This window comes from Anaerosinus sp. (genome assembly GCF_965318445.1).
Map to the genome: position 1 here is coordinate 321,637 of NZ_CBDNNH010000002.1, position 21,709 is coordinate 343,345.

Here is a 21,709-nt window from a genome sequence, read left to right on the forward strand (position 1 = left end):
AAGGAATATTTATAAATTTGTCGAAATAAACATAGAATATACGTAGACTGGGGGTTTTGTATTTGGAAGCGACTAAATATAAACGTGTAATTCTTAAACTAAGTGGTGAAGCACTAGCTGGTGATAAAGGGTTTGGTATTGACCCAGTTGTTGTGGATTCTATTGCACAAGAAATAAAGAAAATTCGTGAACATAATATTGATGTAGCTGTAGTTGTTGGTGGAGGAAATATTTGGCGTGGACTAGCTGGAAGTGCAAAAGGCATGGATAGAGCTACAGCGGATTATATGGGAATGCTTGCAACAGTAATGAATTCTTTAGCATTACAAGATGCTTTAGAAAAATCTGGTGTGGACACTAGAGTGCAAAGTGCGATTGAAATGCGTCAAATGGCAGAGGTATATATTAGACGTAAAGCAATTCGCCATTTAGAAAAAGGCAGAGTTGTTATTTTTGGTGCTGGAACAGGTAATCCTTATTTTTCAACGGATACAACCGCAGCACTTCGTGCTGCTGAAATAGAAGCAGATGTTATATTAATGGCTAAGAAAAATACAGATGGAGTATATGATTCTGATCCTAAATATAATCCGGATGCAAAAAAATTCGATGCTTTAGAATATATCGAGATTTTACAACGTGGTTTAGCGGTAATGGATTCTACAGCAACGAGTTTGTGTATGGATAATGAAATTCCGCTTATCGTATTTAATATTGATGATCACAGTAATATTTTGAAAGTGGCATTAGGGCAAAATATTGGTACTGTTGTGGGAGGTAAACCTTAATGGTAAAAGAGATTTTTTTAGCGCAAGAAGAAAGAATGAAAAAAACGGTTGAAGCTTTAAAAAGAGAATATGCTTCAATTCGTGCTGGAAGAGCAACTCCGGCGTTATTAGATAAAGTTATGGTAGATTATTATGGTGCGCCTACGCCAGTAAATCAAGTGGCGAATGTAAGTGTACCAGAACCACGGATGATTACGATTCAACCATGGGAAAAAACTATGCTTGGAGCAATTGAAAAAGCAATTTTAAAATCTGATTTAGGGCTTACGCCAAATAGTGATGGAACAATGATTCGCTTGTCGATTCCGCAATTGACAAATGAAAGACGGAGTGAAATTGCAAAGACAATTCATAAAAAAGCCGAAGAAGCGAAAGTCGGTGTACGAAATATTCGCCGTGATGCTATTGATGCGGTGAAAAAATTGGAAAAAGATAAATTAATTACAGAAGACGAAAGCAAAAAAGCACAAGATGATATGCAAAAAATTACGGATAAATATATTAAAGAAATCGATTCCGTAATGGCAGTAAAAGAAAAAGAAATTATGGAAGTGTAATTGTCGTGAACGCTGTTGGTAGGATTTTAGGTGAGGTTGAGGCAGAACTTCAGAATCTCAATATAAAATATACAGTGATTCGTACTTATCCAACACGAGATTTCTTTTCGGTTGATGATAAAACTTTGTATGTTGTCAGACAAAAGCTTCTGGATGATAAGACATATGAGTTGATTGTTGCAGCAAAGATGCGAAAGGAGGTGTTGTGATTATGGCATATAATATTAGTGAAGAATGCATTTCCTGCGGTTCTTGTGCAGCTACTTGTCCAGTTGGTGCTATCTCCGAAGGAGATACTCAATATGTGATTTCAGAAGAATGCGTTGAATGCGGTGCCTGTGCGGCGGTTTGTCCAGTTGGAGCTATTTCAGCGCCATGATAAAGACCCCCTCTTGCCAGAGGGGGTTTAGTCTTACTATATTCTTTTGGAGGTTAATTTATGTGGAAAAGATGGTTTGGCAAAACAAATGAAGATGTTACCAAGCTAGAAGCATATAAAATTATTGATTTTGATAAATTGCCTAAGCATATAGCAATTATTATGGATGGAAATGGAAGATGGGCGCAGAAGCAAGGATTAATGAGAACGCTTGGACATCGTGCTGGTGTTGAGACGCTGAGAGAAGTGGTTAAGGCAGCTTCTGGACTTGGAATTCAGGCACTTACTGCATATGCATTTTCAACTGAAAATTGGAAAAGACCAGATTCGGAAGTTAAGTTTTTAATGGATTTATTTTCGGAATATCTTGATCGTGAAATAGATGAGTTACATGAAAATAATGTGAAGATTAGATTTATTGGTAGAATAGAAGAATTGTCTAATTTGTTGCAAACTAAAATAGAAAGAGCTCAGTTGCGTACAGCAAATAATACAGGTCTTATTTTGAACTTGGCAGTAAACTATGGAAGTAGAGATGAGATTACGCGTACTGTTAAAATAATAGCGAATAAAGTAAAAAATAATGAGATAAAAATAGAGGAAATTAATGAAAATTTCATTACAAATCATTTAGATACCGCGGGGATTCCAGAAGTCGATTTAGTAATTAGACCAAGTGGTGATTTGAGAATTAGTAATTTTTTATTGTGGCAAATGGCATATGCAGAGTTTTGGTTTACTGAGATTAATTGGCCGGACTTTAAGCCGAACGATTTGTTACAAGCCGTTTTATCATATCAAAAACGTGAACGAAGATTTGGTGGATTAAAATAGACGAGTAATATAAGTATAGTAGGTGAAGTATGTTAATTCAAAGGATAATTACAGGTATTATTGGTATGCTTGCTACAATTGCTGTAGTAATGTATGGAAGTTGGGCTTTCGTATGTGCAATTACATTGTTGGCAGTGATTGCATTTTATGAGTATGGAAAAGTTTTTAATCATATAGATGTTTCTATATGGAGAACTATAGGCTTTATTTTAATTCCATTGATTATGGGATGCGCATGGCTAGGAAATGCAAATGAAACTATTGGACTATTATTAGCAGGAGTGTTAATTATTTTTGCTAGAGTTGTTTTTGCACATGTTAAATTTTCCATTCCTAGTGCAGCGATTACGATCAGTGGTATTTTCTATGTTGGGTTAACTTTTTCACACTTGATTTTATTACGCTTTGCTTATACTGATATTGTAATTTCAACTGCTTTAGGGGATATAGCTGCGGGCGCGGCTTTTATTTGGTTAGCGTTTGTTGGTACGTGGGCAAGTGATACTTTTGCTTATTTTGTTGGCTGTTCGATTGGAAAGCATAAATTATGTCCTAGTATTAGTCCTGGGAAAACAATAGAAGGCTTTTTAGGTGGCTTAATAGGAACAGTATTAGCATTAGTAGGTTTAGGGATGCTTTTTCATTTTTCACCATATCATATGGTTTTCTTAGGGGGATTATTAGCGAGTGTAGCAACGATTGGCGATTTGGTGGAGTCATGTATTAAGCGATTTACAGGGGTAAAAGATTCTGGGGATATCTTGCCTGGGCATGGTGGTGTTTTAGATCGTTTTGACAGCATTATGTTTACTGTGCCATTAGTGTATTATTACGTACATATTTTTTCAATTTTTAATCAGTAATGAGGGGTTCTAAGATGAAAAATATTGCTATTTTAGGTTCTACTGGTTCCATTGGGACCCAAACATTGGAAGTGGTAAGAGAAAATGCAGATCGATTTGCAGTAAAAGCCTTGGCCGCTTACCATAACGATCAATTACTAGAGCAACAGATTCGAGAATTTCAGCCTGAATTGGCTGTATTAGTAGATGAAGAGGCCGCAAATCGTTTGCAAGCTAGATATAAAGGAAAAACGATTATTTTATCTGGGAAAAAAGCACTGATAAACGCTGCGATTTTAGAATCAATTGATGTTGTAGTTACTTCTTTGGTTGGTTTTGCTGGTCTTGAGCCTACCGTAGCTGCAATTCGAGCAGGAAAAGATATTGCATTGGCAAATAAAGAGACTCTAGTAGTTGCTGGTGAAATTATTATGAATCTGGCAAAGGAATATGGTGTAGAAATTTTGCCTGTAGATAGTGAACATAGTGCACTTTTTCAATGCTTACAAGGGGAGGAACATGAAAAGGTCGCAAAAATTATTTTAACTTGCTCAGGGGGCCCTTTTCGTGGTAGAACGCATGAGGAACTATTGTCAGTTTCTATTGCAGATTGTTTAAATCATCCAAATTGGGCAATGGGAAAAAAAATTACAACGGATTCGGCTACATTGGCGAATAAGGGCTTGGAAGTCATTGAGGCAAAATGGCTCTATGATGTGGATTATGATCAAATTGAAGTAGTAGTTCATCCACAAAGTATTATTCACTCAATGATTGAATATGTTGATGGTGCGGTTATGGCACAATTGGGAGTGCCAGATATGAAATTACCCATTCAATATGCCTTAACTTATCCGCATCGAGAAGTAATGCATTCTCCTAAACTAGATTTATTCAAAGTTGCAACATTAACTTTTGAAAAACCGGATACTGAGACATTTGAAGCTTTAGCATTGGCTTATCGAGCAGGAAAAACAGGAGGTTCTATGCCTTGTGTATTTAATGCGGCAAATGAAATTGCAGTCAATGCATTTTTGGAAGGAAAAATATCTTTCTTATCTATTAGTAAAGTAATAAAATCTGCGATGAATAACCATACTGTTATTGCAAAACCAAATTTAGCGGATTTATATCAAATAGACGCTTGGACGAGAAATTTCGCGCAAGAGAATCTTTTAAATTTTGAAAATAATAAAAATGATTAGAATGAATGGAGGCGATTCGTAATTGACTACATTAGTAGCAACTATATTTGTCTTTGGTTTATTAGTTTTATTTCATGAACTTGGACATTTTATTACTGCCAAAATGGTAGGTATGCGTGTAGAAGAATTTGCAATAGGATTTGGACCAAAGCTTTTTAGCTATCAAAAAGGTGAAACTTTATATTCCCTTCGAATTATTCCTTTAGGCGGATTTAACAAGATTGCAGGGATGGATCCGGATGAGGAAAAGGATGAACGCGCTTATACGGCGAAACCTATTTGGGCGAGAATGATTGTAATCCTAGCTGGATCGACAATGAATTTTATTTTACCTGTATTAATATTTCTAGGTATCTTTCTTACTGCTGGAATCAATACACCTTCTCCAGAACCTATTTTTGGTGAAGTTATGGAGGGAAAAGCAGCTGCACAGGCGGGTTTAATGCAAGGTGATAGAATTATTAAAGTTGATGATAAGGATATTCATACATGGAAAGAATTTGTCTCTGTTGTTCAAGTCAGTGATGGAAAAATATTAAAAGTGCAATATGAACGTGAGGGGAATATTGGAGTAGCTAGTTTAATTCCTGTTTATGATGAACAATCTAAAAGGGCAATTATTGGTGTGCTTTCTAAATATGATAATTATCGGCCGGGATTTGTTGAAGCTACTGGGTTAGCAATAAAGAATACAATTTCGGTGACTGTAGCGATGGTAGATGGATTAATCCAGATGGTCGCTGGAAAAATTGATGCTGAATTAGCTGGACCGATTGGTGTAGCGCAAATGGCTGGTGAAGTAGCGCAGATGGGGATTATTCCATTACTACAATTTGCTGCTTTTTTGAGCATTAATTTAGGGATTATTAATTTATTGCCAATCCCGGCTTTAGATGGCGGTCATTTTGTGACTTTAGTGATTGAAGGTGTAAGAGGAAAACCTTTGAGCCCAGAATTGGTGCAAAAAGCGCAAATGTTTGGCTTTATGTTACTCTTAGCTTTAATGGTATTTGCGACATCAAAGGATATTATCAGAACAAATTGGTTTGGCTGATAAGCCGTAGTAATTGAGGTGTGGATGGAATGAAGCGGAAGATGACGCGGAAAATAATGATTGGAGATATTGCTATTGGTGGCGGTGCTCCAATTAGTGTTCAGTCAATGACGAATACAAAGACACAAGATGTGACTAGCAGTGTAGAGCAAATCCAAAGATTAGTTGCGGCTGGTTGTGATATTGTACGCTTAGCGATTCCTGATATGGAAGCGGCGATAGCATTAAGAAAAATAAAGGATTTAGTTGATGTTCCTTTAGTTGCGGATGTTCATTTTGATTATCGTTTGGCTATTGCTGCAGTCGATAGTGGGATTGATGGACTTCGCTTAAACCCGGGAAATATTGGAGATTCTGACTGTGTTGAAGCTGTAGTCAAAGCAGCAAAAAATAGACATATTCCAATTCGAATTGGTGTAAATGCCGGTTCATTAGATAAAATTTTGTTAGCGAAGTATGGCCGTCCAACGCCTGAGGCAATGGTTGAGAGTGCCATGCAGCATATTAAAATTTTAGAAAGTTTGAATTTCTATGATACAAAAATTTCGTTAAAGGCACATGACGTGCCTTTAACGATTGCAGCATATCAATTAATGAGTGAAAAGAGTGATTATCCACTTCACTTAGGTATTACAGAAGCTGGAACTGTTCATTCGGGGGTTATTAAATCATCTGTTGGTATAGGGGCACTGTTAGCCCAAGGAATTGGGGATACCTTTAGAATTTCTTTAACTGGGGATCCAGTAGAAGAAGTAAAAGTAGCAAATCAAATTCTAAAATCCTTGAAGTTAAGGGAATGTGGTCCGACTTTAGTATCTTGTCCGACTTGTGGGCGTTGTAATATTAACTTGGCAGAAATTGCAGGCCGAGTTGAAGATAAATTAAAAGTAATTACAAGACCCATTAGCGTAGCTGTTATGGGCTGTGTTGTAAATGGACCAGGAGAAGCACGCGAAGCTGATGTGGGGATTGCTGGTGGGAAAAAAGAAGGATTAGTATTCCGTAAAGGTGAAATCATTCGGAAAGTGCCAGAAGAATGTCTGGTTGAAGAATTGTTTAAAGAAATAGATGCGATTTTAGAGGAGGAGTAAGTTTTTCATGCGTACTACACAATTATATGCACCTACACTTAGAGAAACACCAGCTGAGGCGGAAGTTATCAGCCATCAATTAATGCTTAGAGCTGGAATGATTAGAAAGGCTGCCGGTGGTGTTTATACATATTTGCCGTTAGCTTGGCGTGTTTTAAAGAAAATTGAAGAAATTGTCCGTGAAGAAATGGATAATGCAGGTGGACAAGAACTTGCTATGCCAATAATGCAACCTGCGGAATTATGGCATGAGACTGGGCGTTGGGATGTTTATGGAGATGAAATGTTCCGCTTAAAAGATCGTCACAATCGCGATTTTTGTCTAGGCCCAACTCATGAAGAAATGATTACAACGCTTGTTCGCTCGGATGTGCGCTCTTATCGGCAATTACCATTGATGTTATATCAAATCCAAAATAAATATCGTGATGAAATTCGTCCTCGCTTCGGACTTATGCGTGGACGTGAATTTATCATGAAAGATTTATATTCTTTTGATAAAGATGAAGAAGGCTTAGATATCAGTTATAAAAAAATGTACGATGCCTATACGAATATATTTAGTCGTTGTGGACTTAATTTCCGTGCTGTAGAAGCCGATGGTGGGGCAATTGGCGGCAGTAATACGCATGAATTTATGGTCATTGCTGAATCTGGTGAGGCAGCCATCGTATATTGTGAAGCGTGTGATTACGCTGCAAATGTGGAAAAAGCTGAATTAAAACCTATTTTGGCAGGAAAAGAAGCTGAATTACCTTTAGAAATTGTGGATACGCCAAATACTAAAACAATTGAAGCAGTTTCTCAGTATTTAGGCGTAGATATAAAGAAGAATATAAAAGCAGTTGCTTTCCAGAATGAAAAGGATGAAGTTATTCTTGCATTTGTCCGTGGAGATCATGAAGTAAATGATGTAAAATTACAAAATGCTGTAGGTGCTATTGTGCTTCGTATGGCAAGTGAGGAAGCAATTTTGGCAGTTGGCGGAGTACCAGGTTTTATGAGTCCTATCGGGATTAAAGGTGCGACGATTGTAGTAGATGCAACGGTTATGGAAATGTATAATGCAGCCGCTGGTGCAAATCAAGTAGATAAACATTATAAAAATATCAATCCCAAGCGTGACTTTAAAGATGTACTCGTTACAGATATTCGTTTGATTCAAGTTGGTGATCCATGTCCGCATTGTGGCAAACCGTTAAAAACTGCGCGGGGAATTGAAGCGGGACAAGTATTTAAACTAGGAACTAAATACAGTAAAGCTTTAAAGGCGATGTATCTGGATGAAAATGGCCGTGAAAAGCCAATGGTTATGGGATGCTATGGAGTTGGTGTAAGCCGTACAATGGCAGCAGCAATTGAACAAAATTTTGATGAGCATGGTATTATTTGGCCAGCAGCAATTGCACCATATACTGTAGTTATAGTACCGATTAATGCAAAAGATGCAGAGCAAATGGAGATTGCTGAAAAACTATATGAAGAGTTAAAAGCCGCAAAAATAGAAGTTTTACTTGACGATCGTAAAGAACGTGCCGGAGTAAAATTTAAAGATGCAGATTTAATTGGCTATCCATTGCGTATCACTGTTGGACCTAAAGCTGTAAATGAAGGTACTGTAGAGGTAAAAGTAAGACGTACGGGCGAAGCGTTTGACTACACACAAGATAAATATTTAGCAAATGTACAGAGATTACTTGCAACGTTATAATAGAATGGACGGTTGGGCTTTAGCTTGTTTAGAAGCAAGAGTATATATTTTTTCTAAGTTAGAGTGCTGAAGGTAAAGAATTGTCAGTAGTTATTCAAAACATTAAGGGACGTAATATGCGTCCCTTTTTTATTAAAGAAAAGTGGAAAACTTTTCTTTAGAATGTAAAAAAATTGTTTAAATAACTTGGCTTTTTTTTTATTTTGCGTATAATATACTATATGACATTTTGTACATATACAAAGTTCATGATTTACACACTTTTATGAATAATTAAAAAAATAAGGGGAGTATGTATATGAAAATAGTTGTAACAATCGTTGGTAAAGATAGAGTTGGTATTATTGCAATGGTAAGTAACATTTTAGCGGAGAACAATGTAAATATTTTAAATATTAATCAAAATATTTTAGATGGTTTTTTTAATATGGTAATGATTGCTGAAATGAGTGAAAGTAAATTAAAATTAAAAGATTTACAGCAAATATTGCGCGAAAAAGGTGAAGAAATCAATCTTGAAATTAAAGCACAACATCAGGATATTTTTAACATCATGCATAAAATCTAAATCTTTTAAAATGATACATAGGGGGAAAATTTGTGATAACGATACATGATATATTAGAAACAAACCGAATGATTACAGAAAATAAATTAGATGTTAGAACGATTACAATGGGGATTAGTTTAAGGGATTGCGCACATCCTAACATTAAGCAATTCTGCCAGAATATCTATGATAAAATCACAACATCGGCAGAATTTCTTGTACAAACGGGTGAAGATATTGAGGCGGAATATGGGATTCCAATCATTAATAAACGTATATCTGTAACGCCGATTGCGATTGCAGCAGAAGCGTGCCGAACGGACAGTTATGTGCCGGTTGCTGAAGCTTTAGATGCAGCGGCAAAAGAAGTTGGCGTAAATTTTATTGGTGGTTTTTCAGCTTTAGTTGAAAAAGGCTACACAAATGGCGATAGAATTTTAATTAATTCAATTCCACAGGCTTTGGCTACAACGGATCGTGTTTGTTCTTCAGTAAATCTTGGCTCAACAAAAGCTGGAATCAATATGGATTGTGTACGTGAAATGGGCGAAATTGTAAAGCGTACTGCTGAACTTACACGCGATCGTGATGCGATTGGCTGTGCTAAGCTTGTTATCTTTTCTAATGTTCCTGGTGACAATCCATTCATGGCAGGTGCTTTCCATGGCGTGAGTGAAGCAGAAAAGGTAATTAATGTTGGTGTAAGTGGTCCTGGTGTAGTAAAACGGGCGCTTGAAGATATAAAAGGGGCGGATTTTAGTCAGGTTGCTGAAACAATAAAGAAAACTGCATTTAAAATTACTCGTGTAGGGCAACTAGTAGCGCAAGAAGCATCAAAACGCCTTGGTGTTCCATTTGGGATTATCGACTTATCGCTTGCACCTACTCCAGCGGTAGGAGATAGTGTAGCACATATTTTAGAAGAAATGGGACTTGAAAGCTGTGGAGCTCCAGGTACAACGGCTGCCTTGGCATTGTTAAATGATGCTGTGAAAAAAGGTGGGCTTATGGCCTCTTCTCACGTTGGTGGGTTAAGTGGCGCATTTATTCCTGTAAGTGAGGATGCTGGAATGATAGCAGCTGTTGAATCTGGCGCATTGTCGTTAGAAAAGTTAGAAGCAATGACATGCGTTTGCTCTGTGGGGCTTGATATGATACCTGTAGCTGGTGATACTACTGCTGCGACTATTTCTGGTATTATTGCTGATGAAGCAGCAATTGGGATGATTAACAATAAAACGACGGCCGTTCGCATTATTCCAGTACCGGGGAAAAAAGTAGGCGACACAGTTGAATTTGGCGGTTTATTAGGATATTCTCCAGTAATTCCAGTTAGCAAATATAGTTCGGAAGCATTTATTGCGCGTGGTGGACGTATTCCAGCGCCTGTACGCAGTTTAACAAATTAGTATAATCGCATAAATATGCAAAAAAAACTGTTTCTTAAAAATCGTTTGGAATTTATCTGTCATGAGGTGAATAGGATGCGTGTTACTAAAAAAATAAAAGCTGAAATGATAGACATTTTGGGTGAAGTATATAAGGATGTAAAACCAGCATTGCATTATACATCTCCATTTGAACTTTTGATTGCTGTAATTTTGTCTGCACAGTGTACAGATGTCAGGGTGAATATAACAACAGCGAGATTATTTGCCAGGGCAAATACACCACAGGCGATTTTAGCAATGGGTGTTCACGACCTTGAAGAGGAAATTCGCGATTGTGGATTATTTCGCAGTAAGGCAAAAAATATAATGGCAGCTTGTCAAAAAATTTGCGATGAATATCATGGTGAAGTTCCGCAGACAATTGAAGAATTAATGAAGCTTCCCGGCGTTGGCCGAAAAACGGCTAATGTTGTTGTGAGTATTATTTTTGATATTCCCGCAATTGCTGTAGATACACATGTATTTCGTGTATCAAATCGCTTAAAATTGGCAGTAGGAGATAATCCTTTAACAGTTGAGCAAGGCTTGATGGAAGCGATTCCAAAGGAAAAGTGGTCGGCAGCGCATCATTGGCTCATTTGGCATGGGCGATTGGTTTGTAAATCAAGAAAGCCATTATGCGAAGAATGTCCCTTAAAAGAATTGTGTCCAAGTTTTAAACTTGCATAAAGATAAATTAACAAGTATAATTATAAAAAAGCTGTTTCAGTGGGAGTTTTAACTCCCACTGAAATCAGATGCGTAATCCAGGGGGGACGAGGCCTTTACTTCCGCTTAAGAATGGAGGTATTATAAGCAGAGAACCAAAATCTTTGATTTTGTGTGAATCGCTTATTTCGATAGATGACCCCGTTAGCCATCAGATAAAAGGAAGATTAAATATTCATGATGTTGATTTACTTGTTTAAAGAATTTTAAGGGGATGAGTTTATGGAATATAGAAAGCCTACGTTTTCTGATGTAGAGAAGATATATGAATTGGTTAATGCATATGCAAATGATGGTCTAATGTTGCCAAGGTCGCGCAATAGTTTATATGAGTGCTTGCGTGATATGATTGTTGCTGAAAATGAGGGCATATTAGTTGGTGTTGGTGCACTGCACTTAATTTGGGACAAATTAGCGGAGGTGCGAACTTTAGCAGTATCGCCGCAAATGAAATGCGCTGGCATAGGAAAAAAAATTGTTGAATTATTAGTCGATGAAGGTAAAGTGCTGGGGGTAGAAACTGTTTTCACACTTACATATCAACCTGAATTCTTTGGTAAATGCGGTTTTGAAGAAATCAGTAAAGATCAGTTACCACATAAGGTTTGGAAAGAATGTATCAATTGTCCTAAATTTCCTAATTGTGATGAAATTGCGATGATGCGAAAAATTTAATAAATAGGGTTGACAAGCAAATTTTAGTTTGTTATAGTAACAATCAATAAGCACAAAAGCATTGATCAAGAGAAGTAAATCAGAAGTATTTTTTAGAGAGCTGAGGTTTGGTGGAACTCAGTAAATTCACTGATTGAAATACACTTGTAAGCTACAGGCTGAACACTTTTGGTAAATAGGCTGTGTCGGAATGCCACCGTTATCATAGGCTAGAGTATGTATGTACTTGAATTGAGTGGCTTGCTTTGGCAAGCAGGGTGGTACCACGGGTAGTTTAACTCGTCCCTGATATAGGGGCGGGTTTTTTTGTACTTAAATTTAAATTATTGGGGGAAAAAGATATGATTATTGTAATGAAACCAGGAGTTGGAAGAGAACAAATTGAACAAGTAATAAATAAGATTTCCGCAGCTGGATTACAAGTCCACTTATCTGAAGGTCATACAAGAACTATAATCGGTGTAATTGGCGATAAGAAAACGATTGCTCAATTGCAAGTTGAAGTTTTCCCAGGGGTAGAAAAAGCTGTATCTATTACAGAAAGTTATAAATTGGTTGGGCGTGAATTTAAACGCGAAGATAGCATAGTTGACATTGGCGGTGTAAAAATTGGTGGAGGACAATTAGGCGTTATGGCTGGCCCTTGTGCAGTTGAAAGTAGAGAACAACTTCTAGAAGCTGCTACAGCAGTGAAAGTTGCAGGAGCTCATTTCTTACGTGGGGGAGCATTTAAGCCACGCACATCTCCGTATGATTTTCAAGGTTTAGCTGAAAAAGGATTAAAAATGCTCGCTGAGGTTGGACAAGAAACTGGACTAAAAGTAGTTACAGAAATTGTTGATGTAAATGCCATTGACATACATTGTGAATACGCTGATGTATTACAAGTTGGTGCACGCAACATGCAAAATTTCCAATTATTAAAAGTAGTTGGAAAAGCTAATAAACCAGTTTTACTAAAACGAGGTCTATCTGCGACAATTAGTGAATGGTTAAATGCAGCTGAATACATTATGGCAGAGGGAAATTACAATGTTATTCTTTGTGAACGTGGAATTCGTACTTATGAAACTTACACAAGAAATACTTTAGATTTAGGCGCAGTAGCTATTGTAAAAGAATTATCGCATTTACCAGTTATTGTTGATCCTAGTCATGGTACTGGGCGTTGGCAAATGGTTCGTCCAATGGCAAGAGCCGCAATTGCTGCTGGCGCGGATGGATTAATGATTGAAGTACATCCAAATCCGGAGATTGCTTTGTGCGATGGGAAGCAATCGTTAACTCCTAGCAACTTTAATGAAGTAATGAACGAGGTTGAAAAATTCGCTCAACTTATGGGGAAAAAATTAAGATGAGCGAATTAAAAATTTGCATTGTTGGGATTGGATTAATTGGCGGCTCAATTGGCTTAGCACTAAAAAAAGAATTGCGGGATAAAGTTTGTATTTCAGGTTTGGATAAAAATCGCGAAACTTTACGTATTGCTGTCGAACGTGGTGCTGTAGATATGGCGACTAGTGATTATGCACAAGCGGTAAAAGATGCAGATATCATTTTTCTTAGTACTCCGGTATTACAGATTGGGCCAATGGTTGAAAAGATATTGCCATTTATAAAATCAGGAGCGGTAATTACGGATACAGGAAGTACAAAACAATTTATATGGCAACAATTAAAAAAAATTTTACCGCCTGATATTTATTATGTTGCTGGACATCCTATGGCAGGAAAAGAACATAGTGGAATAAAAGCAGCTGATGCAGATTTATTTAAAAATAAATGTTATGTGATTGTTGAGGATACCGGGGCACCACGTAAAGTTGTTAACAAGGTATGTTCTATTCTGAAACTTACTGGTGCGAACATTACAACACTGGATATAGCTAAACATGATCGTTGCGCCTCGATTATCAGCCATGTGCCACATGTAACTGCAGCGGCGTTAGTTACGCTATTAAATCATAATAAAAATGACATTGAGGCGAATTTAAAGCTTGCGGGTGGTGGATTTAAGGATACAACGCGAATTGCCTCTTCTAATGCGGATATGTGGGCGGATATTTGTATGTCAAATCCAGAAGCAATTATAGCTCATTTAGAAGAGTTAAAAGAAATCATTGATACTGTGATTATTGATATAAAGAATAAAAATAGAGAAAACATTTATGATTATTTTTATGAGGCAAAAGAGCGACGAGATAAATTTCTTGATAAAACGCATAATTTATTTGAAATTTAAAAAATACTGCTTGACCATTATGGTTGAGCAGTATTTTTGCATTTATTATATAAAAAGATGAAGGCGTGCTATACCTTCGCCTTTTTTGTATTAAGCTTTGCCGTCGCAGCCTAAAACATGAACTAATTTATGTTTTACTACATCTTTAATATTTTCTCTCGCTGGTTTTAAATATTGTCTAGGATCGAAATGTTCAGGATGTAAAGCTAGGTATTCTCTGACTCCGGCAGTCATTGCTAAACGCAAATCGGAATCAATGTTGATTTTACAAACTGCCATCTTCGAAGCTTCACGTAACATATCTTCTGGAATGCCAATTGCATTATCAAGATTTCCACCATATTCATTAATGATATTAACATATTTAGGAACAACAGAAGAAGCACCATGTAAAACAATTGGAAAATTAGGCAAACGCTTTTCTACTTCTTTCAAAATATCAAAACGTAGCTGTGGTTTTTGTCCAGGTTTAAATTTAAAAGCACCATGGCTTGTTCCGATAGCAATAGCAAGAGAATCAACACCTGTTTTTGAAACGAATTCTTCAACTTGATCCGGTTGCGTGTAAGAAGCATTTTCTGCAGATACATTTACGTCATCTTCAATACCTGCAAGCTGTCCTAATTCCCCTTCAACAACGACACCTTTGCTATGTGCATAGTCAACTACACGTTTTGTTAACTCAATGTTATCTTCAAAACTATGGTGAGATCCATCAATCATAACGGAAGTAAATCCGCCATCAATACAAGATTTGCAAATCTCAAAATCAGCGCCATGATCTAAATGTAGACATATTGGAAGACCACTATCTTCAATAGCAGCTTCAACTAATTTTGTTAAGTAAACATGATTTGCATATTTACGAGCACCAGCGGAAACTTGCAAAATAAGAGGTGCTTGTACTTCTTTAGCAGCAGATACAATCCCTTGAATGATCTCCATATTATTAACATTAAATGCACCAATCGCATAATGGCCTTCATAAGCTTTTTTAAACATTTCCGTAGATGTAACTAATGGCATAATATTACCTCCTGAATTTAGTTTTATTTTCTTTACGTAGTAATTATACCATAACTTATAGGTAATGGTAGTAAAAGTTTTTTATTTATTTAGAAATTTTTATAAGATGTGAAGATTTATTTAACTTTTAAGGAAAAGTTTTTATTCTACAAAAGAAAAATAAAAAGTATAGATGTAAAAATACATTGAAAAATAAAGATTGTAGGCAATAAAAAAATTAAAAACTTTAAAACAATTGAATTATATTTTATTAGCAGATTGTCTACAGAGTTTTTAGCTGTATGAGTAATCTTTCTATATCATTTGGTAGTGGACTATTAAAGCTTAAGGTTTGTTTAGTAACTGGATGAGTAAAAGTTAAATTAAAAGCGTGTAAGGCTTGACGCTGTAATAAAGATATGTCCCCCCCATATAAATCATCACCAATAATAGGATGCCCTAAATATGATAAATGTACTCGAATTTGATGGGTTCTACCAGTTTTTAATGATAATTTTATTTGACAAGCATTAAGATACCTTTCGATTACTTGGTAATGCGTAATTGCTTCTTGCCCAGCAGAAGAAACAATACGTTCAATAATACTATTAGGATGCCTAGCAATTGGCAGATTTATAATTCCATTTTCATTAGCAATATTTCCTTGTATAATTGCGATATAATTACGTGCAAGCAATTTGTTTTCTAGCGCATGAGAAAATTGATGCTGAATATGTGGATATTTGGCGATAAGAACGAGACCAGACGTATTTTTATCAAGCCTGTGCACTGGATGATAATTTAATGATAAGTTATTTTTTTGATAATGAAATAATACTGCATTGGCTAACGTATGATGATGTTCTTTAGTCGTTGGATGAACAAGCATATTTGCAGGTTTATTAATCACTAATAAATATTCATCCTCAAAAATAATGTCTATAGGAATAGGCATTGGTTGCATAGAATTCTTCTTTTTTAAACATAATTCATACGTTATGATATCTTTTGGATAAATGACAGCTTGTCCAGGGCTGGCTATGATTCCATTAATTTTTAAAGAATCACTCTGTTTTATTTTACGCCAGCCAGTCAAAGATATTCCACAAATTTTCCTTAAAAAATCTTTCAGCGGTTGAGCGGGTGTATTTTCGGGTACAATAAATGTAGTCATGAAAACTCCTTCTTTTTTAGATATGAATGTATTATAATATATAGATTCAAAAATTAATAGGGAATGAAATATTATCATTCCCTTGCTGATTAAATTAGATTATGAATGATTGTAATTGTAGTTACTAGGTAATCACGCTCAATTGGTGCTGCAAGAGAAAGAAAATCTTTTGCAGGATTATTTTGATTAGAAAATACATACTCCATGCGACGATGTCTTTTAATAAGACTTGTAGTTAGAGTTAAAAGAAGAACTCTTTTAACTTGGTATTCTTTTTCTTGATTAGATTCTGTATTACGAGCGTTTAGACCAACTTTTAATAAAGAGTCTTTTAAATCATTGTCATGCATTGATAAAAGATGTAATGTATCTAAATAGAACTGCCAATGATTTTGGGCCATATAGTCTAATTGATCCCGAATTTCATCATTAGAAAGCTGGGCAGATTCTAAAGAAATTTTCATTAATTCTAGTTGTTCAATACATTCATCATGTAAGTATTTTACGTGATCATAGTCAATCGCTGCTGCTTTGCGAGGGCGAAATACACTCAACTTATTCACCTCCTATTGATCTAAAGCAAGAAAACGAATCTTACAAATAGGGACATACATAGAAATTGGTTTACGTTTTAGGCAAATATTCACAATAATAAAATCGCAGCCAACGTAACAAAGCGAGCCGCATAAAGTCTCTTTGCCGCAAACTCTTGCGTCTACTGAGAAAATAATTTTATTTCCGAGCATGCCTAGTAATCGATCTTTAAAAGATGCATCTGGCATTGCATATAATCTCGGATCATAATGATTACAGTCTTGCATATCTTTACATGAATCACTAGAATCGTTATTTTTATACCAATGAGGATAATGACAATCCATAGGATAACAAGCCTCCTTTTTAACGCTAAAATATGTTTATTATTTATCCGATACTAATCCGCTCATCTGACGAAATATACGTCACACAAAATCGGAGATTTTGGTTCGTGGCTTTTAGGCTTCCACATTTTACATATGGGCATTATAACCATAGGACGCAGGTAGAACGGTTAAGTTACTGGATAAGGTCGGCTAAGAATCAGAGGAAGTAAAACTCCATCTGAATCAAGTCTTAATTTACCGTATCCTATGAATTTGGAGGTAAGAGTGATACAAAATCTTATGAATTTTCACATGGTTACTTTATTGTTTTGTATTGAATTTGACGTGAGAGCTTTAATATATTTTTTATATATGATTTTTAGCGTACTTTAAAAATAAAATATGATATAATGCATTATATAAATAGATTACATAATAAAGGAGGATCTTTGTACTAAAAATGGAAATTAGCCCTAATCTATATGCACTTTTCGCAGGTTTTCTAGTTTGGTTTTGTATTGCGCCAAAGGCTAGATGTAAAAATTATGGAAACCTGTTTGCCGCGTATACAATGACGATGGCATTAACCCTTGTGGGAACAGCCGATTTAATTATCATAAAACCGATAGCATTCTTTTTTACTGTAGGTGGTGTGTTCGCTTTTTTCTATGTTTTGTTTACACGCACAATACAGATTATTATAAAAATAGGAAATGAATAAGGAGGCTTATTATGGCAAAGGACTCGTCTTTTGATATTGTATCAGAAACAGATATGCAAGAAGTTAATAATGCGATTAGTCAAGCGATGAAAGAAATCGGACAAAGATTTGATTTTCGAAACAGTAAATCGGATATCACTTTAGAAGGTAATGACCTTAAAGTGATATCCGATGATGAATTTAAGCTGGAGAATGTACTCGATATTTTCCGCTCAAAAGCGATTAAACGCAATGTGTCAGTTAAGTGTTTTGATTACGGGAAAGTAGAACCGGCGGCAAAAGGGACTGTTCGCCAAATGATAAAGATAAAAAGCGGCATCAGCAAGGAAAATGCAAAAAAAATCATCAATCTGATTAAAGAGTCGAAACTCAAAGTGCAAGCGCAGATTCAAGATGATCAAGTCCGTGTATCAGGGAAGAATAAAGATGATTTACAGCAAGTCATTGCAAAATTAAGACAAGCTGATTTAGAGATTGATCTTCAATTTATTAATTTTAGATAAAGAGTGAAAAAGCGAAAGAATTCATAACGAGATTCTTTCGCTTTTTTCTATGCTTGAGCGAGTGTTTTTTTGTATCGGAATAAACCAATACAGGTGCAGATAAGGCAAATTAAGTTTAAAACTAATACATCATTCCATGTATTGGGGGAAGTACCTGTTAGGATGATTTCACGGCAAGTACTAGATAAATACGTAATCGGAAATAGGTAGGAAAGAAGTTTGCTAACTAGACTCATGGATTGATAGGGCCATATATACCCTGATAAGATAAAGGCGGGAACAGTATAGATAATAGAGCATCTAGTGAAAATTAATTCGCTTTTTATAAAGGAAGATAGCAGAAGTGTAAATGCGATTGCCGCACAAGTAAAGGCAACGCCCAATGCACTTAATTCAATGAAAGAAAATAAGTTTGGTAAGTTAAAATAATGAATTGCTGTATAGATTGTAAGTGCGAAAGCAAAAATGGAACTAAGAAAATATGGCGTTAACTTTGCGGAAAAGTGATAGAGAAGATTGCGATAACGATTGTCTGGAATATTAAGCGGCTGTGCGAGAAAAGATGCCCCAGTAGAAAGAAATATTCCCTGTTGAAATGCCGCCATTGCAAGACCGATTAGAAAGAAATACAGATAACTTTCATTTTGATTATGCAGTACGCGGTATTGCAATTGAACAGGCATAACTTTACCAAGGGCATTCGTAGGTGCTTTTAAATTTGTATTTAATAATTGGGCGGATACATTTGCCGTTGTGTCCGCGATGATTGGCTGAATTGTTGTTAAAAGTGTATTTGTGCTAATCAGATTACTACCGTCAACCGTTAACAGGATTTTGGAACTGATGCCAGTTTTAATTTGCTGCGAAAAATTTTGTGGGATATAGACGGTAGCCGTAGTTATATTTTGATTAAATAAATCTTGGGTTGTAAATTCATTATTTGTCACAGCGACAAGATTTAATCGTTCACTATCGGATAATTGCTGAATGATTGCACGACTCAGCGGAGTTTGGTCTTCATCACATATAGCAATAGGAATGTGATTTACAATTTGGGGACTGTATAAGAGTCCAAATAAAAATAAATAAGCGATCGGTGCTCCAATGATAAAAATGATTCGTCGCGGATCTTTTTTTATCAATAGAGTACATTCTTGCCTAAAAATTTGCCACCAAGTCATGAAGTGACCTCCTTCCTTTTTATCATCGTGAGACGTATTTTCAAAATAATGAAAGCAAGAATAAAAAATATTGTTGCCATGATATAAAGTGCGATCACATTATGCAATAAATTACTGCTCGAGCCTGCTAAAATTAATTTGCGAAGCTCATCACCGGTATAATAGAGCGGCATTGCTTTTGCGAGAAGTAGACTGGTGTCATTCATCGCGTAGGATGGCCAACTTAATCCACTAAATAAAAGACCAGGCATGATATATAGCAACGGTGTTTGTAAGGCATTCACTGCATTTGGGCTGATTGCGGAAAAGAATGAACTAATTGCGATAAGGGCAAGACAAAAAGCACTACCTAATAGCATGATATCGAAGGGCTTTGCGATGCAATGCACATTGTAAAATATATGTGCTAAATAAGGCAATGATAAAAATATCAGAATGGAACAAAGCCAATAAGGGAGAATCATTTTGCGAAAAGAGTTTTTAAAAATAAATGAAATTTTATTTTTATTATGCAAATAAGGCATAAAAATTGGAGTTAGTAAAATGATAAGCGCGATCTGTAGACCGTTTAAGCCCAAACCAAGCAACATGAAATTATTGTAACTTATTTCGGGATTATTGATAATACGGACACTAAGCGTAAGAGGCGCAACAGTGTGAAGGGATTGCGTAGGCAGTTGATTTCCTGCTTCAAGTAGCTTTTGTCCTGCCGCTGCGCTAAAAGTTTGCACAATTTGCCCCATAGATGACATAACAGCATTGTGAAACATCAAATTAGAAGCATCGGTAATTACCATAACCGAAGGTGATTTCCCATTTTTTAAATTTTGACTGAATCCTGTAGGAATTTCTACTGCTAATAAAGCATCACCCGAGGCAAGAATCTCATTCATTGTTGCTTCATTTTGTGCGTATGCAACAATTTTATATTTTTCTACATCGTTTATGCAGCTGATTAACACACGACTATTGCTAGATTGATCTTGATCGTAGATAACAGTTGGGATATGTTCAACTACTTCGCTTTTATACGTTGAACCAAATAGTAATAAATAAACAATCGGCACTAACCAAAGGAATAATAAAGATTTTTTGTTATTTTCATAAAAAGCTAAAATGTTAATTATTCTCACTTCCTGCTAATTTGAATCGCATCCCCGGGCGGATATCTGGGGAGTTTACTTGAATTTTTACATTAAAGGTTACAATATCGGTATTATTTCTTTCATCAGAACCACGATACGTTGCAAATTCCGGCTTTTTACTAATATCAATGATGGTTCCATTGATTTTTAAATCTTCATTACGTCCAATTAAAGAAATGGTTTGATTTAGTTTATAACGATTTAATTCTGTTTCGGGAACTTTAATATTTACCCAATTGTCCAGTGGGTCTTGAATAGCAACAACTGGCATGCCTTGAGAGATAATTGAACCTTCTTCAATGTATTTTGCTGTGATAATTCCACTAAACGGTGCTTTGATTTCAGCTTCATCTAAAGCAATTTTTATTTGCTCAATCGCAGCATTCGCTTGTTCAATTTTACTGGCAATATTTTTTTCATTAGCAGTATCAACATCGACTTGTAAAAGACGTGCTTTTGCCGCAGCTAAGGCTGTTTCGGCTTGTTTATAATTAGATTGTGCTACTTGATATTTCGTTTGATAAGAATCAAATACTTGTTGAGAAACTGCACCAGAGTTTAATAATTCTTGGAAACGTAAAAAATCGTTTTCTGCCATCGTTAAGTCCGCGCTTGCTTTACTTAACCCTGCGCTTGCAGTATCTACATTAGAATTTGATACTGCATCATTTAACTTTGTAACAGTGGATGCTTGGTTTTGTTGCGCTTGAATTGCTGAGATATTCGCGAGATTTTGATTTAATTGTGCTTCTAAATCGCGTGTATCTATTCTGGCAATGACTTGCCCTTTTTCAACAGTATCACCTTCCTTAACATATAGAGAAACTACACGACCAGGGATTTTGGAAGTTAAATCGATTTCTTTAGCTTCACTGCGACCCCATTCTACATTTTGTGCATTACTAGAGGTTGAGCAACCTGAAGTAAAAATTGATAACGCGAAAAGAAATAAAATAGGGAAGATATAAATATTTTTTTTAGATAGATTTATAAACATGTGTAAATTTCCTCCTAATATTAAACTGTTGGT

25 protein-coding genes and 1 other annotated feature are annotated in these 21,709 nt (G+C 35.9%); of the genes, 18 read left to right on the forward strand and 7 right to left on the reverse strand.

Features of this window, described 5'->3' with window-relative positions; all coding sequences use genetic code 11:
• Nucleotides 1-62 precede the first annotated feature (62 nt).
• From pyrH to ACWZFG_RS01980, 16 genes are all read left to right on the forward strand, one after another.
• Complete coding sequence (gene pyrH, locus ACWZFG_RS01905) at nucleotides 63-788, forward strand: UMP kinase (protein WP_177505396.1); 726 nt, start codon at nucleotides 63-65, stop codon at nucleotides 786-788.
• Nucleotides 788-1,345, forward strand: a complete 558-nt coding sequence (frr, locus tag ACWZFG_RS01910) for a ribosome recycling factor (protein ID WP_177505397.1) — start codon at nucleotides 788-790, stop codon at nucleotides 1,343-1,345. Before pyrH ends, frr begins: the two co-directional genes overlap by 1 nt.
• A gap of 5 nt (nucleotides 1,346-1,350) precedes the next feature.
• Nucleotides 1,351-1,554, forward strand: coding sequence for a hypothetical protein (locus ACWZFG_RS01915; protein ID WP_177505398.1), 204 nt, complete (start codon nucleotides 1,351-1,353; stop codon nucleotides 1,552-1,554).
• 2 nt (nucleotides 1,555-1,556) lie between these two features.
• Nucleotides 1,557-1,724, forward strand: coding sequence for a DUF362 domain-containing protein (locus ACWZFG_RS01920; RefSeq protein ID WP_147668084.1), 168 nt, complete (start codon nucleotides 1,557-1,559; stop codon nucleotides 1,722-1,724).
• 60 nt (nucleotides 1,725-1,784) lie between these two features.
• A complete protein-coding gene (locus ACWZFG_RS01925; RefSeq protein ID WP_177505399.1) occupies nucleotides 1,785-2,558 on the forward strand; it encodes an isoprenyl transferase in 774 nt (257 codons plus the stop codon).
• Nucleotides 2,559-2,587: 29 nt separating this feature from the next.
• Nucleotides 2,588-3,421 carry a phosphatidate cytidylyltransferase gene (locus ACWZFG_RS01930; protein ID WP_177505400.1) on the forward strand — a complete coding sequence of 278 codons (834 nt, stop codon included), beginning with the start codon at nucleotides 2,588-2,590 and terminating at the stop codon, nucleotides 3,419-3,421.
• A gap of 14 nt (nucleotides 3,422-3,435) precedes the next feature.
• The gene (locus tag ACWZFG_RS01935; protein WP_177505401.1) at nucleotides 3,436-4,605 is read left to right on the forward strand and encodes a 1-deoxy-D-xylulose-5-phosphate reductoisomerase; all 1,170 of its coding nucleotides are present in this window, start codon (nucleotides 3,436-3,438) and stop codon (nucleotides 4,603-4,605) included.
• Between the two features lie 22 nt (nucleotides 4,606-4,627).
• The gene (gene rseP / locus ACWZFG_RS01940) at nucleotides 4,628-5,659 is read left to right on the forward strand and encodes an RIP metalloprotease RseP (protein WP_147668092.1); all 1,032 of its coding nucleotides are present in this window, start codon (nucleotides 4,628-4,630) and stop codon (nucleotides 5,657-5,659) included.
• Between the two features lie 29 nt (nucleotides 5,660-5,688).
• Nucleotides 5,689-6,750, forward strand: a complete 1,062-nt coding sequence (gene ispG / locus ACWZFG_RS01945; RefSeq protein ID WP_177505403.1) for a flavodoxin-dependent (E)-4-hydroxy-3-methylbut-2-enyl-diphosphate synthase — start codon at nucleotides 5,689-5,691, stop codon at nucleotides 6,748-6,750.
• Nucleotides 6,751-6,757: 7 nt separating this feature from the next.
• Nucleotides 6,758-8,461, forward strand: a complete 1,704-nt coding sequence (locus tag ACWZFG_RS01950) for a proline--tRNA ligase (RefSeq protein WP_177505404.1) — start codon at nucleotides 6,758-6,760, stop codon at nucleotides 8,459-8,461.
• 298 nt (nucleotides 8,462-8,759) lie between these two features.
• Nucleotides 8,760-9,029: an ACT domain-containing protein gene (locus ACWZFG_RS01955; protein ID WP_147668099.1), complete on the forward strand. Its 270-nt coding sequence runs from the start codon at nucleotides 8,760-8,762 to the stop codon at nucleotides 9,027-9,029.
• A gap of 32 nt (nucleotides 9,030-9,061) precedes the next feature.
• Complete coding sequence (locus ACWZFG_RS01960) at nucleotides 9,062-10,420, forward strand: PFL family protein (RefSeq protein WP_147668101.1); 1,359 nt, start codon at nucleotides 9,062-9,064, stop codon at nucleotides 10,418-10,420.
• Nucleotides 10,421-10,495: 75 nt separating this feature from the next.
• Nucleotides 10,496-11,131 carry an endonuclease III gene (nth, locus tag ACWZFG_RS01965; protein WP_418627509.1) on the forward strand — a complete coding sequence of 212 codons (636 nt, stop codon included), beginning with the start codon at nucleotides 10,496-10,498 and terminating at the stop codon, nucleotides 11,129-11,131.
• 261 nt (nucleotides 11,132-11,392) lie between these two features.
• Entirely contained in the window at nucleotides 11,393-11,845 is a 453-nt protein-coding gene (locus ACWZFG_RS01970) for an N-acetyltransferase (protein WP_147668105.1), read from the forward strand.
• A 52-nt stretch (nucleotides 11,846-11,897) separates the two neighbouring features.
• Nucleotides 11,898-12,135: a binding site (T-box leader), on the forward strand.
• Between the two features lie 51 nt (nucleotides 12,136-12,186).
• Nucleotides 12,187-13,203 carry a 3-deoxy-7-phosphoheptulonate synthase gene (aroF, locus tag ACWZFG_RS01975; protein WP_177505406.1) on the forward strand — a complete coding sequence of 339 codons (1,017 nt, stop codon included), beginning with the start codon at nucleotides 12,187-12,189 and terminating at the stop codon, nucleotides 13,201-13,203.
• Entirely contained in the window at nucleotides 13,200-14,087 is an 888-nt protein-coding gene (locus ACWZFG_RS01980) for a prephenate dehydrogenase (protein ID WP_177505407.1), read from the forward strand. The genes aroF and ACWZFG_RS01980 overlap by 4 nt, the downstream gene beginning before the upstream one ends.
• A 90-nt stretch (nucleotides 14,088-14,177) precedes the next feature.
• Here ACWZFG_RS01980 and fba read toward each other — a convergent pair whose 3' ends face one another.
• The 4 genes from fba to ACWZFG_RS02000 all read right to left on the reverse strand — a co-directional run bounded on the left by fba (nucleotide 14,178) and on the right by ACWZFG_RS02000 (nucleotide 17,147).
• Entirely contained in the window at nucleotides 14,178-15,113 is a 936-nt protein-coding gene (gene fba, locus ACWZFG_RS01985; RefSeq protein WP_177505408.1) for a class II fructose-1,6-bisphosphate aldolase, read from the reverse strand.
• A 262-nt stretch (nucleotides 15,114-15,375) separates the two neighbouring features.
• Entirely contained in the window at nucleotides 15,376-16,266 is an 891-nt protein-coding gene (locus tag ACWZFG_RS01990; RefSeq protein ID WP_177505409.1) for an RluA family pseudouridine synthase, read from the reverse strand.
• Between the two features lie 89 nt (nucleotides 16,267-16,355).
• Nucleotides 16,356-16,820 (reverse strand): hypothetical protein, encoded by a 465-nt coding sequence (locus ACWZFG_RS01995; protein ID WP_177505410.1) that lies wholly within the window; start codon nucleotides 16,818-16,820, stop codon nucleotides 16,356-16,358.
• Between the two features lie 12 nt (nucleotides 16,821-16,832).
• A complete protein-coding gene (locus tag ACWZFG_RS02000) occupies nucleotides 16,833-17,147 on the reverse strand; it encodes a hypothetical protein (RefSeq protein ID WP_147668117.1) in 315 nt (104 codons plus the stop codon).
• Nucleotides 17,148-17,589: 442 nt separating this feature from the next.
• Between ACWZFG_RS02000 and ACWZFG_RS02005 the strand changes: the two genes are divergently transcribed.
• Both ACWZFG_RS02005 and ACWZFG_RS02010 read left to right on the forward strand, forming a co-directional pair.
• The gene (locus ACWZFG_RS02005; protein WP_147668119.1) at nucleotides 17,590-17,850 is read left to right on the forward strand and encodes a hypothetical protein; all 261 of its coding nucleotides are present in this window, start codon (nucleotides 17,590-17,592) and stop codon (nucleotides 17,848-17,850) included.
• 11 nt (nucleotides 17,851-17,861) lie between these two features.
• Nucleotides 17,862-18,353 carry a YajQ family cyclic di-GMP-binding protein gene (locus ACWZFG_RS02010; RefSeq protein WP_147668122.1) on the forward strand — a complete coding sequence of 164 codons (492 nt, stop codon included), beginning with the start codon at nucleotides 17,862-17,864 and terminating at the stop codon, nucleotides 18,351-18,353.
• Nucleotides 18,354-18,400: 47 nt separating this feature from the next.
• On the opposite strand, the gene ACWZFG_RS02015 is transcribed toward ACWZFG_RS02010, so the two are convergent.
• Genes ACWZFG_RS02015 through ACWZFG_RS02025 form a run of 3 tightly spaced genes read right to left on the reverse strand, consistent with a single transcriptional unit; the run spans nucleotide 18,401 to nucleotide 21,676 of the window.
• Nucleotides 18,401-19,534: an ABC transporter permease gene (locus ACWZFG_RS02015; protein ID WP_455576949.1), complete on the reverse strand. Its 1,134-nt coding sequence runs from the start codon at nucleotides 19,532-19,534 to the stop codon at nucleotides 18,401-18,403.
• A complete protein-coding gene (locus ACWZFG_RS02020) occupies nucleotides 19,531-20,667 on the reverse strand; it encodes an ABC transporter permease (protein ID WP_455576950.1) in 1,137 nt (378 codons plus the stop codon). Before ACWZFG_RS02020 ends, ACWZFG_RS02015 begins: the two co-directional genes overlap by 4 nt.
• Nucleotides 20,654-21,676, reverse strand: coding sequence for an HlyD family efflux transporter periplasmic adaptor subunit (locus ACWZFG_RS02025; protein ID WP_177505413.1), 1,023 nt, complete (start codon nucleotides 21,674-21,676; stop codon nucleotides 20,654-20,656). Before ACWZFG_RS02025 ends, ACWZFG_RS02020 begins: the two co-directional genes overlap by 14 nt.
• Between the last annotated feature and the right edge of the window lie 33 nt (nucleotides 21,677-21,709).

Excerpts from the sequence above, each read along its gene's own strand:
- frr (WP_177505397.1), top strand. The coding sequence starts at position 788 with ATGGTAAAAGAGATTTTTTTAGCGCAAGAAGAAAGAATGAAAAAAACG.
- ACWZFG_RS01920 (WP_147668084.1), top strand. The coding sequence starts at position 1,557 with ATGGCATATAATATTAGTGAAGAATGCATTTCCTGCGGTTCTTGTGCA.
- ACWZFG_RS01925 (WP_177505399.1), top strand. The coding sequence starts at position 1,785 with ATGTGGAAAAGATGGTTTGGCAAAACAAATGAAGATGTTACCAAGCTA.
- ACWZFG_RS01930 (WP_177505400.1), top strand. The coding sequence starts at position 2,588 with ATGTTAATTCAAAGGATAATTACAGGTATTATTGGTATGCTTGCTACA.
- ACWZFG_RS01935 (WP_177505401.1), top strand. The coding sequence starts at position 3,436 with ATGAAAAATATTGCTATTTTAGGTTCTACTGGTTCCATTGGGACCCAA.
- ispG (WP_177505403.1), top strand. The coding sequence starts at position 5,689 with ATGAAGCGGAAGATGACGCGGAAAATAATGATTGGAGATATTGCTATT.
- ACWZFG_RS01950 (WP_177505404.1), top strand. The coding sequence starts at position 6,758 with ATGCGTACTACACAATTATATGCACCTACACTTAGAGAAACACCAGCT.
- ACWZFG_RS01955 (WP_147668099.1), top strand. The coding sequence starts at position 8,760 with ATGAAAATAGTTGTAACAATCGTTGGTAAAGATAGAGTTGGTATTATT.
- nth (WP_418627509.1), top strand. The coding sequence starts at position 10,496 with ATGCGTGTTACTAAAAAAATAAAAGCTGAAATGATAGACATTTTGGGT.
- ACWZFG_RS01970 (WP_147668105.1), top strand. The coding sequence starts at position 11,393 with ATGGAATATAGAAAGCCTACGTTTTCTGATGTAGAGAAGATATATGAA.
- aroF (WP_177505406.1), top strand. The coding sequence starts at position 12,187 with ATGATTATTGTAATGAAACCAGGAGTTGGAAGAGAACAAATTGAACAA.
- ACWZFG_RS01980 (WP_177505407.1), top strand. The coding sequence starts at position 13,200 with ATGAGCGAATTAAAAATTTGCATTGTTGGGATTGGATTAATTGGCGGC.
- fba (WP_177505408.1), bottom strand. The coding sequence starts at position 15,113 with ATGCCATTAGTTACATCTACGGAAATGTTTAAAAAAGCTTATGAAGGC.
- ACWZFG_RS01990 (WP_177505409.1), bottom strand. The coding sequence starts at position 16,266 with ATGACTACATTTATTGTACCCGAAAATACACCCGCTCAACCGCTGAAA.
- ACWZFG_RS02000 (WP_147668117.1), bottom strand. The coding sequence starts at position 17,147 with ATGGATTGTCATTATCCTCATTGGTATAAAAATAACGATTCTAGTGAT.
- ACWZFG_RS02005 (WP_147668119.1), top strand. The coding sequence starts at position 17,590 with ATGGAAATTAGCCCTAATCTATATGCACTTTTCGCAGGTTTTCTAGTT.
- ACWZFG_RS02010 (WP_147668122.1), top strand. The coding sequence starts at position 17,862 with ATGGCAAAGGACTCGTCTTTTGATATTGTATCAGAAACAGATATGCAA.
- ACWZFG_RS02015 (WP_455576949.1), bottom strand. The coding sequence starts at position 19,534 with ATGACTTGGTGGCAAATTTTTAGGCAAGAATGTACTCTATTGATAAAA.
- ACWZFG_RS02025 (WP_177505413.1), bottom strand. The coding sequence starts at position 21,676 with ATGTTTATAAATCTATCTAAAAAAAATATTTATATCTTCCCTATTTTA.